Here is a 12,036-nt window from a genome sequence, read left to right on the forward strand (position 1 = left end):
TCGCCATCTTGAGGTGATTCGACACGAGCGGTCTCCGTCAACCTGGAACTGGTTGACGAACACCGCCGGCGAATTGCGCTCCACTCAATATGGCTGCTTTTCATTCCGCCCCATGAGGCGGCATTTGACCGCCCGCTGACACCTACCAGCGACCCACCGCTGCAAAAGCCTCCTTAAACAGGCCGGCGATGACCGCCGCGCCCTTCAAGCTCGGCTCGATGTCGTAGCACAGGTACTCCATTTCGTGGCCGCGAAATGCCCCGTGAATGTCCGCCAAGTGCCCGCCGACCGCTTGGACGTTCGCGGCGATGATATCATTGGCCTCGGCCAAGGCCTGTGTCAGTCGATCGAAGAGTGGCGTCTGTGGCTCATAGACGTTGCCAACGATAAAGAAGCTGTCTGGGTTGGCGGCACGGATCGTTTGCAGGAGCTGAAGATGTTACTGGGCAAAGCTGTTGAGCCCTTCTTCCAAGTACCTCTCCTGGTCGGCCAGAAGATTGTTGCCGCCAATGGTGAGCGTGATCAATTCGCCCTTGCCGGATGTTGGCACGTTCTGGATGCAGCTCATGTCCGCTGCTCGATCGTCCAGCCGCCAGTTGGGACCGAGCCAATCATGGAACTGGCTGACTGCGCCGCCGCCGGTCACGCCGGTGTAGCGGTCGATGCTCATGCTGTCGCCGAGGGCGAGGTAGGTGCGCTGATTTGGCATCAGAACTCGTCCAATAGCGTGCCGCTGATCGCGGTGATCACAGGTCCAAATCAGCCGCCGACGCTCGTGCGAGCATGCATGGTTGTCGCCTGCGAAGGCCTCTAGCCGCCGCGTTGATTTTCAAAGGCTCTTCAGCCAGGTAATCGCCCGCGGAATTCCGACGTCAATCATTGTTTGGAAATGACCGCCGCTGGGCACACGCACGAAGGTCACGTGCTTGTTGAACTTGCTTAATTGATCGACAAACCGCGCGGATTCCTGGATCGGAACGACGTTGTCATCCTCCGCATGTACCAGAAGCAATGGGCATTGCAACATTTGCAGCCGCGTTGACGGAGATTCCTCAATCACCATCGCTCGAAAATTCGGCAGCGACTCGCTGACCTGTTGGATCGCCGCATCGCCTAACGATTCTGCCAGAAATGTTCGCGGTGCAAAAGCGACGCACGCTTTGATATAGGGCTCCTGTTCGGCAACTAGCAGCGCAACTGAGCCAGCAGAACTGTGGCCAACTGCGTAGATCCGCTGCGGATCGATTTGAGGAACCTTCGCAAGTGCGAAGTCGATTGCCGCCATAGCGTCGCTAACCCCTGCGCCAGCGGCCGAAAAAATCTTGAAGGCGCGAATCGCCGCGGCGTTATCGTTGCGGTCCTCGATGCTGCCAGAAAGCTCGTACGCAACCACAGCAAATCCAGCGCGGGCGTAAGGCAAATGCTCAGGGCGATCACCTTCGCCCAGTTTGATGCCGTGAATACAAGCCGTGCCCGCCGGGGCTATCAGAATGCACCGAAGATGCTTTTCAGCGTCCGCACCCTTCGGAAGGTAGATCCAAACCGTCGTACGATCACCGTTGCGTGGCAAACTCACCTCGTGAAACATGACGCCGGGTTCAATTTCGTGGCCGGCGCCTAACTCAGGCATGGGCGCCGCGGCAACGCTCGGCCGTGGCTGGTCCCTGGAGCCGCAGCCGGCCAGCGAACCGCACAACAGTAATATGCCCAACGCCAGAATGGCGCGACGGCCGCTCGATAGCCACAGTAAAAGTCGCATAATCGACCGTCAGTCGCCAACTGTCAGCGTCTTCAAAAATGTGATCACGTCTTGCCGCTGGTCGGGAGCCAACTTGAAGAAGTATTTGGCTGATGATGTTGCTTCACCACCGTGGACCGCGATTGCATCTTCGATGGTCTTTGCGCGTCCATCATGCATGTAGGGCGCGCTTGCTTGGAGGCCCCAAAGGGGCGGAGTTCTCCATTCCATTGGCGTAGCCAATCCACCAGCTCGTGTCCTTTGGCCAAGTACCTCGGGCTGTTTGCCGACGACTGCGGGAGCTGATGGTTTTGGCGGCTGACTCAAAATGGAATACTGCCCACCATCAAGCAGATCGCGTCCAAGATTATGGAGCAACAAGTCGCTATAGATGCCTTCAACATTGCCCAAAGCCGGTCGATGACATGCTGCGCAGCCAATGGCTGCAAAGGCCTCTTTGCCTTTTTGAATCGCCAAGCCTTCTTCCGTGTCCTGGGGCACTCGCTCTATGGGACGTTTAAGACTGCTGACAAAGGCGGTTAGCGATTCGCATTCCACTTCATCAAGATCGAGACCTTTTACCTTCACAGTCGGCTGGGTTGGGTCTGCTGCCTGCGAGTGCCCGGGCACTTCCAATCCCAATTCCGCCGCGCATGCTTGGCGGACGAACTGCCGCAATGATTCCGTCTGGCCCTTCCAACCGAATCGGCCAATTCGCCCATTCGCCAAGCGGCTGACCCGCCCGCGAACTTCAGACGAAGTGTTGTCCTTGGCTGCGGCTTCAATGACAGACTCTGGAATATCGTCAATTAAACCGGCGCCAAACAAGGAGGTTGGATTGCGCCTTGTGATCCTCGCTCGCACTGAAATCCTCGAAAGTGGCCTCGGCAAGCTAACCTGCATAAGGAGTACGCGCCGTCGCATTTCCCATTCGGAGGGATCTTCGCCGCTTGTTGCGTTCTCCTCGCTTACTTTCAAGGCAAAATCTTCTCCGGCCGCAAGTAGTCGCCAACGGTCATAGTCGGGTCGTGTACCAAACAAATGCAGCAGTCCACTTTCCTTCGACCTCATCAGGATCTCGACATTTTTGTTGGCTGCGCCACCGCCACCCGCCCCGCCAAGATTGTGGCAAGCAATGCAGGAGGTGTCGTTGTAAAGGGGGCCAAGGCCGTCTCCGTCATGGCTCCGGCCGTCTCCGGGCCTCCATTCGTGCAAAAACAGCTCTCGCCCAGCTGCTGTGTCGGCGGCGGCGGTCGCCGATGCCTTAAGGCAGCCCAGACCGATGAGGCCAAGTAAAAGCGTTCGAGTAGTGTGCGCCACGAAAGCACGGGATTGACTCGTCATTCCTGCACCCTCCTTCCTGGCATTGATGGACCGAAGCAGCCACCCAAGCGGACCGCGCCCGGACATTAGTTGATTCTACAGCTGGTCGAACGCCAGCGTAACTAATTCGCCTGCGGGCGTTCGTGCGATGCCAATGTGCCGCAGACGACGCCGAACGAACGGTGGATGGCAAGCATTGGGAAATGGGCGCAATGTGAGAGCTGGGCCGGCGTTTTCGGCCGTGCAGAAAACTCTGCAAAGCCGAAGACGCCGGAAGCACGGTAAACGCAGCATCCACCTGGATCCGTTCCGGGATAGGCCAGCTTTTGCCGTATGCCGCGTCCCGCCAACTTGCCGAAACCGTCGGCATCTTGGCGCTGGCGCGGGCGTTCACCGCCCTCCGACCAGCCAGCCGATCAGGATTGCGCTGGAGACGCCTTCGACTGACCAATGAATCGTGCCCACAACTCGTCATTCAGTTTGGTGCGCTGGGCTGCCGGAAGGCTGAAATAATCAAGTGCGCCGCGAGGCAAGGCCATCATCCGACCGCCAATCAGTCGCCGAACGACAATTGTGTCAGCCTCGATTGCGGTTAGCTGAAACTCGACGTTGTCATTCCCTTCCGGATCGGGACAGTTCCACTGAAACGTGTCGCCTACTTTGAGCATCGAAATCTGCTATGCCTTATTCCTTGGAGATCTCAAGCTTAAGAATCGCGTTGCCACGATAATGAATGCGGACGTGCACTCCTGCGCGGATGGGACCACCGTGCGACCTGGTGTTTCTGAAGGCCGACGTCATGTTGAAGTCGGAATAGTGAAAAGGCACGCCATGCACCGTGAAGCTTTCCTCGGCGTGGCCTTCCTCTGGCATGGGCACGAAGTTCTCGACCGGACCTTCCACGACGGCGGCGGTGCCATTTTCAAGCGCCCAGCGGCCGGCGATCCATTCCGGAAAAGTTCCCAGGAACACGAGCACCGTCCAGAACAAGCCGAACCCGGCCATGAATCGCGGCACCAATCGATTCCGCCATGATGTGGCATGCCGATGGTAGAAGCTTAAAGCGATACCGAGTGCGCAGAAAGCCAAGCCAAGAGCCGGAAAGTACCAGCGATACGGTTCGTGCATGATGTCGAAAACGGTTACCAAAACTTCCACCACGGTTTTTGTGGCTGCGAATACGGTCGTATCGGCACCCGAAAGACAGATAGCGGTGAAGGCTCAGCAGGCCAGACTGCTTTGACCGACGGTAGAGCTACGCGGCAAGGATCGGGACAAAGATCGCTGATCAGCTCGAATTGGTCGTCGCGGTAGAACTCGACCACGATCACTGGGATCGGATAATTGCCGCCGGTCAGGATCTTCTTGACGGTGGCGACATAGTAGCCACCATCATCGATGCATCCGGACACGTCTTCGGACTCGGTGCGCGGCACGTAGCCGATCTTGTGTCCGTCCGTCAAAGTGACAGCTACGGCGCATTCATCTTTTGGATTATCGGGTTCGGGGCAGAGCCTGACACGATCACCAACACTGAGGCATTGGGCGATGATCGAATGGCGGCCTTCAAAATGGACGCCTGCCACCATGAAATCGAAGTCGTCCACTGGCGAGCGGCGTAGATGTTCCTCAAGTTCTCGGCGGCGTTGTTCGTCTTTAGCAGCCTTCTCGGCAGCCTTGTGTTTGACTTCGACACTTTTTCTGGCGGCTTTGGCTGTTCGGCGCGCTTCGGGCGGCAGCACCTTCTCGATTGCCTCCAGCAGCTCTCGTTGCTCATCGCGTGAAATGTGGCCATCGGCAATGATCCTGGACAGAGTTTCTGTCAGGAAGGCGATGCCGGGTAGGTCAGCATGCCGGTTCTGGCGCAGCCAAGCCGCAAGCTCGAGCACCTCATCCTTCGACAACTTTCCGTCGGCCGTGATTCCCTGGCAGAGCGAAAACAGCTCGGCCCCAAGGCCATCTTGGAGCTGTGCCTTGGTGAGCGAGACGCGTGGGTTGGTTTGGCGTGCATCGCCCATAATTCGGCCCACGCCTGAAGGATGACGGGGTTGTCGCTTTTCCGGCGACCTTGTCGGGACGCTTTGAAAGTATCCGATGGGCAGCCGAAATCAACTTTTTGATTGGCGGTTAAAGGGGACGCGCCGATGGATCGCCAATTCCTGCGTGGACACCTACCGTAGACGCGGCGCCGCTTTGCGCAGAGCCCAACCTCAACCGCCGTGCCGATGGCCCATATCAAATGCACCATTTGGCCGTCAGCCGGGCAGCGCGATGAGGCACCATTTGGCGGTCAATGGATACGCGTCTTGGGCAGCATCATCTGCCGGCTGCTGGACCGAGCCACCATTTGGTGCTCAACGGCGAGCAAGCCCTGCAAGAGTTTAGGCTCGGCGAGCATTCGGTCAGGACTCCGCAAGTGCCGCGCGTCACCGTGGTTCGCCTTGATCTGGCAGGCTAAATATTTAGGATCGCTGCTCCACCCGGGACAAGTACGTGGGTTACGATGGGGGCAGACTCTCGCAGCTTCGCGTGCAGCTATGGCAGAGGACGCTTCTGTCAGGCCGACACGCGGCTCGACTTCAAGTGATTTACTTCGGAGGTCTTCGCGATGAGAACGCCCAGCGCTTTTCCAATCTTGGTCTTCGTCGTAATTCTTGGCGTCGGCCTAGGAATAGCATACGCCCTCTATGGCCCTTCGGATCACGTGGAAAGCAGGTGGATTGCTGCCTGCACTGTAGTGATTGCCGTGGTAGTTTCTTCCGCAATTCGGATTGCAAATCAGTGGGAAAAGGCAGTGATCTTGCGGCTTGGCCATTTCCGCTCGCTGGAAGGCCCAGGGCTGTTCTTCATTATTCCAATAATCGACACCGTCCCCTACTGGATTGACACCCGCGTGCTCACGGCTTCGTTCAAGGCAGAAAAGACCCTGACAAAAGATACGGTGCCGGTGGACGTGGACGCCGTGCTCTTTTGGAAGGTCGTGGACCCCAAGAAGGCGGCCCTGGACGTTGCCGACTATCAGAGCGCCATCAGTTGGGCTTCTCAAACGGCTCTGCGTGACGTAATCGGCAAGACCATGCTTTCGGACATGCTGGAGGGCCGAGAGAAGATCAGCAGCGAGTTGCAGAAGATCATTGATGAGCGCACCGAGCCGTGGGGAATCAACGTGATTTCGGTGGAGGTCAAGGATGTGCTGATTCCTCCGGCATTGGAGGACGCGATGTCGATGCAAGCCCAAGCCGAAAGGGAACGTCAGGCCCGGGTGATCCTGGGAGATTCAGAGCGGCAGGTCGCCGAGAAGTTTGGAGAAGCGGCCAAGACCTACGCCAACAATCCTACCGCACTTCATTTGCGAGCGATGAACATGCTTTATGAGGGTCTGAAACAGAACGCCACCATCGTCATTGTGCCCAGTACCGCTGTTGAAACCATGCAACTCGGCAGCGTTGCCGGACTCACATCGCTGACGATGGGGCTGGGCCAAGAGCATGCAAGGAAACAGCAGGAAGGTGAGCGTAGCGACCGGTAGTGACTTCAACGACCGATTGCGACTTGACCGGCGATTTCGGCGGTGCAGAAGAGTCTGCAAGGCCGAACACGCCGGAAGTGCCCGGACCAGGGCTTGAGACACGCTTTCGCCGCATGCCGCGCCCCCGCCATCTGCCGAAACCCTCAGCACTTGGCGTTTGCGCGGATTTCGGTACTATGCCCGCACTAGATGGCCACGTATTCGTAAACCTGCACGAACCTGTTACCACTAGCTGGGACCATCCGGATGATCCGCATCCTCAGCGTTCTGTCTGTCCTAGCGATCAGCTTCTCGTCCTGCTTTGCCTTCGAGCTGGGCGAAACCATCCTCGTCACAGGCAAAGGGGAATTAAAGGTCGATGGCCATGCAACGGGCCGTGTCTATGCCGGGATGGCCCTAAAGATTGCCGCCATCAAGGGCGATGAAGTCTGGCTGAACAACGGCGGTGTTGGCGGCTGGTTCCCGACCAAATCCATCGTGACGGCCGAAAAGGGCTTTGCCTATTGTCTCGAAGATGATCGACAAAAGCCCTCGAAGAGTGTTGTGGTATTCGGCACGGGCGACGCTTTGGATGCAAATCAAGCACTACGATGAGGCAATTGCTGATCTCGACTCGGCCGTGGCCATCAATCCAAATGACCCGGCGCACTATGGGAACCGGGCAATCGCCTGGTTCTGGAAGGGCAAGTATGACCAAGCCATCGCCGACTGCGACGAGATGCTCCGACTCGACCCCAAGGCAGTCGGCGCCTTGAACGTGCGTGCCAGGGCCTACATGGCAAAGGGCGATCACGCAGGCGCATTAATCGATCTGACCGAAGCGGTGCGGCTGCAACCGAAAGATTCGACGGCATACCTCAATCGTGCCGGAGTGCTTAGCGCTCTTGGCAAACACGCTGAGGCAATCACGGATCTCGATCAGGCGATTCAACTAAATCCAAGACTTCCCATGGCCTTCAACAACCGCGCGATGGAATTTATCTACAGCCGGCAGCTTGATCGCGCGCTGGTTGACGCCAATGAAGCTATTCGACTTGATCCTAAGGACCCACACTTCTACCAGACACGCGGCCACGTCCACTACGGCAAAAAGGAATACCGCGAAGCACTTGCTGACTACAAGGAGGCTGTGCAGCGAGACGAGCATTTTGCGGACGGCTATCGCAGCCTAGCATGGGCCTTGGCGACGTGCAGCGATCCAGCAGTTCGCAATGGCAAGCTGGCCGTGCAATACGGCAAGGTCGCGTGCGCACTCGTTGACAGCAATGAGCCGTGGGCGGTCGATGCCCTTGCAGCAGCTTTTGCTGAAGCCGGTGATTTCAATGCAGCCATAGCGCAAGAAGAAAAGGCGTTGACACTGGCTGGCGACAACATTGGATTTCACCATCGCCTTGCGCTCTATAAAGAGCACACGCCATTTCGCGACTGAGCCTCTAGCAGATGGCCGTGACCTACTAGCCCTTAGCCGGATTCTCAATTACCGGTAATTGACAACACAAGGACCTTTGCCGCTAGCGCACTGTTATCTCTTAGTCAATCGGTCCGGCCTTCGGCGTCCTGGCATACCTGCCGGCGCCGAGGGCCGGATTTTTATTGCGCCACCCCAAGCCGACGAAGTGCATTCGCTGCGGTCTGTCGCACTCATCGTTGTCGATAGCAGCACCTGCCTATTCGAAACGCGGGCGGTGCAGCGTGCACGCCCCGTGAGCGCGCAGCAGCCCATTTGGCGAGTCCCGGCCGCTTCCAAGGCCCAGAGCCCCGCCTGGATCTCAAGCGCGTTACAGGGCCAGCCAGGAGGTAGGAAAAATAATGAAAAAGCCCACGCCGACAAAACATCAGATCATGGCGCACCCACAAAGATAAAGCCCGGCCTCGAATTCATTCCGGTATCGCATAACGCCGCTCGTCATGGCTGGATGGCGCTCCCTTTCCGGCCAACCACGCTTCGTCGCGTAACGACTTACGAGCACCCGACAACTTTTTTCTCTCGCGCTAACTGCGATTGCTGCCTGAAGATGCACATGCAATGCGCGTGCCCTTTGCACACCGTTTTTATTGACATCATATCTGATATATGTACAATTATCACTTATTACACACACGACGTTACAACTACTAACATGTGCGTCACATTGTCTTAGTGGAGGTCATTCTGATGGAAGAGAAACGCGCGGCCACCGGACGGCTGCTAAGCGCCCGCGAAATAGCCGAGCTATTGAGCGTCTGTGCTCACACAATCAGGCGCTGGGTGAAGGCCGGCAGGTTTCCCACGCCGCTCAAGCTTGGTCGTACGGTTCGGTGGTCGGAAGCTGCCGTTCAAGAGTGGATCGCCCATCAAGTGATTTAAGTGCCTCATACCGAGGCATGCTGACAATTCATTTATGGTTCCTTTTTCAATTTGGAGACTTATATGTCTGAAGAGCTTCCGACTTGCGAGCCTTGCGGGCCTGGCGACAACTGCATCTCTCGGATTACTGGTGAAGAAATTGCGCGCTTTCGGTTTATCGGCAAGTTGTTGTGGGGCGACAAAGCCGACGATATTGCGGCTGTACTGGTCAACTGGGCTGAAGGGGTCCGTGCGCAGACCGCATTACTTGAAGAGGTGCTGAGTGGCAGCGCAGTACCGCTCGAGTTTAAGAGCGACGGACGCCGATTCCGCGCTGCAAGCACCGAATCTGCATTTGGTCACGAGCACGCTAACTTGTATCAAAGCTGCCTTGCGGAAAATGCGAGGCAACACGACGAAAGCCGTGCCGGCTGACGGCCTAATCATGTAGACGAATCGCCATGAGGCGTGGTGACTGCTCATCTGTGGTCGTCGGCTCAGTATGGAGCCTTCAGGACGGCTAGTCGGCCCAAGGGGCGTGCGCAAAAACGCCACTGCGTGCTTTGGTGAGTCCGATATCAAAGGACCTGAAACAAATGTGTGCCGCTGCGCGTTGCAGTGACTGCCAGCGAGCGGTAGTGTGCGCGCAAAGATAACTGTTGTTTGGGAGTAGAAGTATGAATGGAAAACCGGAAAGAGCGGTCTGCTGACCGTCATGGATGTGGCCGAGCGGATCAAGGTGTCAGCCAACGCGATTCGCCGCTGGAGTGAGGCTGGGCGCTTCCCCAGCCCGGTCAAGCTTGGTCGAGCCGTCCGTTGGTCAGAGGCAGCGGTGGACAAGTGGATCGCCCAACAGGGCACAAATGCGTAGTCATGCCGGCACGTGTTGGCATTAAGTTCCTTTTTCTTCGAGAGGTAGAGATGAGTTCAATGAACCTGATTGAAAGTGATTGTGGAGCTGAAGAAGCAGTCATGTCGCCGCTTTCGGACGCCCAAAAAGCGAGGCTGCAATTTGCCACTGCCGTCGGCTGGCGCGACACAGACGATGAACATGCCGCCGACGCGGTAATCGCATGGGCGGAACGCGTTGCTGTGCAAGCTATCGAGCTTTTTGCAATTATTGATGGCGATGCACTCCCGGTCGGAGTGTGCGACTGCTGCAACGGCATTGTGTGTGAACCCGTTGAAGACGAGCTAGGCGAGGAAGGTGCAGACGAGTACCAGAATGAACTCGAGGCGCTTATCAACGAGCCTACAGTAGACGCGGCCGATGTCGAGTAAAGGTGTGCGCGTGTGAGGTATTAGCATGTATCGGCTGCATGCCGATCAGCTTTTTAAACGGAGAACAAATATGAGAAACGTCCAAAAGGGCGACGACACGTATAAAGGACCGAGCTTTGAGTTGGAGGATTATGAAGTCGCTTACTTGAAGCATCGGATGCAAGAACACTGGCATGATGGCCAGCCGTCCAAAGAGGATATTGAGCGCTTTATTGAGTGGGCTGAGCGCGTTCGTGCTGAAGCGACCTTGTTATGGAATTTGGTGTCCGGGGAAATGATCCCAACTGGCCGAGGGGCCAGCGGCGAGGGAGTCAACGTGACGTGGGCTGATCGCTGCGACCAAACTGATGCGAAAAGCTGGAGCTGGGATTACTACGCCCAAGGAGAGGAACAGGGCGAAATGGAACTTCTGAGTGCATAGCCTTGCGTTGCCGAGTTGGCCAGGGCGAAAGGAATTCGCCAGGGCCAAAGTCGGCAAAGCCTCGACAAGCCTGTAAAACCACCCAAGATCCAACGTCTTTCCGCCGCATGACAAATCGCCACTTATCTATCGCAGCTCCAAACCCTTCAACCCCTGACCGTCAGCCTTCTTTTCGCCACGTCGCCCAAGTCAATCCCAACGGCTCCCTTTCGATCAGCCGCATCTGCGAAGATCTCCAGCCCAGCGACGATGACGAGCCACTTTTGGCCTGCACGCCTAAGAAACTGCCTCAGTGCGACCTGAGCAAGCTCCAGAGCACCAGAAGCGCCGATCTGAAGCTGATCGATTTTGTCCAGGCCCACGCTCGCGGTCTGGTTCATTACAGCGCTGGCGTCGACCGTGTGAAGCTGGTTGCCCAAATCGTTCGAGCATTTCCTGGGATCAAATTGGCGGTTGCTGTCCTTCGTGACCGCGAAACCAAGACAGTTGCTGCCAAGCTGGCTGACTTTGGCATCGATGCATCGTGGGTCACGAATAAATCGTGCCCAGAGCAGGTCAAGCCGGTCGTGGTGTCGACGTATTACGGCCTAGCGCACGATGAGATCGAGGCTGAGCAGCTGGACCTGGTTATTGCCTGGGATGCTGTTGAATCGCTGGGTTCGAGGCCTGAGTTGGCTCTGGCAGCGATTGAAAATGTCCGGTTGCTGGGCTTTGTTCCTCATGGAAAATCGCTCGCGCCGTACGACGAGCAGCGTCTGGATCGCTGGTACGGCAAATCCAGGCTGGAAATTCCCAAACACGGGTATTCGAACCGGAAAGTCCTCGTTGGCCGGCTGGCGATTAAACAAGGCCCTGATCTGGCTGGCGCTGGGAACGTTTTCGAGGCTAAGCAGCAGGGCATCTGGAACAACAAGTCCCGCAACGCGATTATCGCGCGTTTGGCGCGCTCGCTTGAGCAGGAAGGCCTGAAGGCCCTTGGCTTCAGCGAACGCGTCAGGCGCGCGCCAGGGCGCTCAAACGGGGCCAGAACGGGCATCCTGGTCGAGAACGTTGAACACGCGCTGAAAATCGCCAGGAAATTACCTGGTTGGGGCATTATTTCAGGCGATCAGCTCGATCTAACGGCGTTTACTGCCGCTGACCGCGAGTTGTTGGTTCGTCCACGCTGGCCCCGGTCGACCAGGAAGATAATCGTCACGCTCGCTGGTCTGAAAAGCGCTGATTTGAGCAGCATCGATGTTCTGATCAGAGCTGACGGCGGCGTTGGTATCCCTGCTGATCTGCCCAGCAAGCTAATTACCGGTAATTCAACTTCCCGGCCGCTGACCCTCGTTGATTGCGCCGACAAAACGCATCCTTTGCTTAGGAAGAACTCGCGCTCGCGGCTCAAAGCTTATGAAGCCCAGAATTGGCCCTGC

16 protein-coding genes are annotated in these 12,036 nt (G+C 57.0%); 9 read left to right on the top strand and 7 right to left on the bottom strand.

Going from position 1 to position 12,036, the window contains the following annotated elements:
• Positions 1-142: 142 nt before the first annotated feature.
• The 7 genes from VGG64_26430 to VGG64_26460 all read right to left on the bottom strand — a co-directional run bounded on the left by VGG64_26430 (position 143) and on the right by VGG64_26460 (position 4,965).
• A complete protein-coding gene (locus VGG64_26430) occupies positions 143-331 on the bottom strand; it encodes a hypothetical protein (protein HEY1603169.1) in 189 nt (62 codons plus the stop codon).
• A 108-nt stretch (positions 332-439) separates the two neighbouring features.
• Positions 440-709 carry a hypothetical protein gene (locus VGG64_26435; GenBank protein HEY1603170.1) on the bottom strand — a complete coding sequence of 90 codons (270 nt, stop codon included), beginning with the start codon at positions 707-709 and terminating at the stop codon, positions 440-442.
• A gap of 120 nt (positions 710-829) precedes the next feature.
• Positions 830-1,759: a prolyl oligopeptidase family serine peptidase gene (locus tag VGG64_26440; GenBank protein ID HEY1603171.1), complete on the bottom strand. Its 930-nt coding sequence runs from the start codon at positions 1,757-1,759 to the stop codon at positions 830-832.
• A 9-nt stretch (positions 1,760-1,768) separates the two neighbouring features.
• On the bottom strand, positions 1,769-3,082 hold the full coding sequence (locus tag VGG64_26445) for a di-heme oxidoredictase family protein (GenBank protein ID HEY1603172.1): 1,314 nt from the start codon (positions 3,080-3,082) through the stop codon (positions 1,769-1,771).
• 395 nt (positions 3,083-3,477) lie between these two features.
• Positions 3,478-3,729: a hypothetical protein gene (locus tag VGG64_26450; GenBank protein HEY1603173.1), complete on the bottom strand. Its 252-nt coding sequence runs from the start codon at positions 3,727-3,729 to the stop codon at positions 3,478-3,480.
• 16 nt (positions 3,730-3,745) lie between these two features.
• Positions 3,746-4,066: a hypothetical protein gene (locus VGG64_26455; protein ID HEY1603174.1), complete on the bottom strand. Its 321-nt coding sequence runs from the start codon at positions 4,064-4,066 to the stop codon at positions 3,746-3,748.
• Positions 4,067-4,203: 137 nt separating this feature from the next.
• A complete protein-coding gene (locus VGG64_26460; protein ID HEY1603175.1) occupies positions 4,204-4,965 on the bottom strand; it encodes an HIRAN domain-containing protein in 762 nt (253 codons plus the stop codon).
• Positions 4,966-5,354: 389 nt separating this feature from the next.
• Here VGG64_26460 and VGG64_26465 point away from each other — a divergent pair, with 389 nt between their 5' ends.
• The 9 genes from VGG64_26465 to VGG64_26505 all read left to right on the top strand — a co-directional run.
• A complete protein-coding gene (locus VGG64_26465; protein ID HEY1603176.1) occupies positions 5,355-5,519 on the top strand; it encodes a hypothetical protein in 165 nt (54 codons plus the stop codon).
• Positions 5,520-5,669: 150 nt separating this feature from the next.
• Positions 5,670-6,590, top strand: a complete 921-nt coding sequence (locus VGG64_26470) for a slipin family protein (GenBank protein ID HEY1603177.1) — start codon at positions 5,670-5,672, stop codon at positions 6,588-6,590.
• 246 nt (positions 6,591-6,836) lie between these two features.
• The gene (locus tag VGG64_26475; GenBank protein ID HEY1603178.1) at positions 6,837-7,184 is read left to right on the top strand and encodes a hypothetical protein; all 348 of its coding nucleotides are present in this window, start codon (positions 6,837-6,839) and stop codon (positions 7,182-7,184) included.
• On the top strand, positions 7,162-8,019 hold the full coding sequence (locus VGG64_26480) for a tetratricopeptide repeat protein (protein HEY1603179.1): 858 nt from the start codon (positions 7,162-7,164) through the stop codon (positions 8,017-8,019). Before VGG64_26475 ends, VGG64_26480 begins: the two co-directional genes overlap by 23 nt.
• Before the next feature lie 726 nt (positions 8,020-8,745).
• Positions 8,746-8,937 carry a helix-turn-helix domain-containing protein gene (locus VGG64_26485; protein HEY1603180.1) on the top strand — a complete coding sequence of 64 codons (192 nt, stop codon included), beginning with the start codon at positions 8,746-8,748 and terminating at the stop codon, positions 8,935-8,937.
• 63 nt (positions 8,938-9,000) lie between these two features.
• Positions 9,001-9,351: a hypothetical protein gene (locus VGG64_26490; protein HEY1603181.1), complete on the top strand. Its 351-nt coding sequence runs from the start codon at positions 9,001-9,003 to the stop codon at positions 9,349-9,351.
• Positions 9,352-9,846: 495 nt separating this feature from the next.
• A complete protein-coding gene (locus VGG64_26495) occupies positions 9,847-10,197 on the top strand; it encodes a hypothetical protein (GenBank protein HEY1603182.1) in 351 nt (116 codons plus the stop codon).
• A gap of 25 nt (positions 10,198-10,222) precedes the next feature.
• Positions 10,223-10,618 carry a hypothetical protein gene (locus VGG64_26500; GenBank protein ID HEY1603183.1) on the top strand — a complete coding sequence of 132 codons (396 nt, stop codon included), beginning with the start codon at positions 10,223-10,225 and terminating at the stop codon, positions 10,616-10,618.
• A gap of 107 nt (positions 10,619-10,725) precedes the next feature.
• Positions 10,726-12,036: hypothetical protein (locus tag VGG64_26505; protein ID HEY1603184.1), on the top strand; the 1,311-nt coding region annotated here is incomplete at its 3' end.

The sequence above is a fragment of the Pirellulales bacterium genome, from assembly GCA_036490175.1.
Classification (GTDB): Bacteria; Planctomycetota; Planctomycetia; order Pirellulales; family JACPPG01; genus JACPPG01.

Coding starts and splice junctions, on each gene's coding strand:
- VGG64_26435 (HEY1603170.1), bottom strand. CDS start 709: ATGCCAAATCAGCGCACCTACCTCGCCCTCGGCGACAGCATGAGCATC.
- VGG64_26440 (HEY1603171.1), bottom strand. CDS start 1,759: ATGCGACTTTTACTGTGGCTATCGAGCGGCCGTCGCGCCATTCTGGCG.
- VGG64_26445 (HEY1603172.1), bottom strand. CDS start 3,082: ATGACGAGTCAATCCCGTGCTTTCGTGGCGCACACTACTCGAACGCTT.
- VGG64_26450 (HEY1603173.1), bottom strand. CDS start 3,729: ATGCTCAAAGTAGGCGACACGTTTCAGTGGAACTGTCCCGATCCGGAA.
- VGG64_26455 (HEY1603174.1), bottom strand. CDS start 4,066: ATGGCCGGGTTCGGCTTGTTCTGGACGGTGCTCGTGTTCCTGGGAACT.
- VGG64_26465 (HEY1603176.1), top strand. CDS start 5,355: ATGGATACGCGTCTTGGGCAGCATCATCTGCCGGCTGCTGGACCGAGC.
- VGG64_26470 (HEY1603177.1), top strand. CDS start 5,670: ATGAGAACGCCCAGCGCTTTTCCAATCTTGGTCTTCGTCGTAATTCTT.
- VGG64_26475 (HEY1603178.1), top strand. CDS start 6,837: ATGATCCGCATCCTCAGCGTTCTGTCTGTCCTAGCGATCAGCTTCTCG.
- VGG64_26480 (HEY1603179.1), top strand. CDS start 7,162: ATGCAAATCAAGCACTACGATGAGGCAATTGCTGATCTCGACTCGGCC.
- VGG64_26485 (HEY1603180.1), top strand. CDS start 8,746: ATGGAAGAGAAACGCGCGGCCACCGGACGGCTGCTAAGCGCCCGCGAA.
- VGG64_26490 (HEY1603181.1), top strand. CDS start 9,001: ATGTCTGAAGAGCTTCCGACTTGCGAGCCTTGCGGGCCTGGCGACAAC.
- VGG64_26495 (HEY1603182.1), top strand. CDS start 9,847: ATGAACCTGATTGAAAGTGATTGTGGAGCTGAAGAAGCAGTCATGTCG.
- VGG64_26500 (HEY1603183.1), top strand. CDS start 10,223: ATGTATCGGCTGCATGCCGATCAGCTTTTTAAACGGAGAACAAATATG.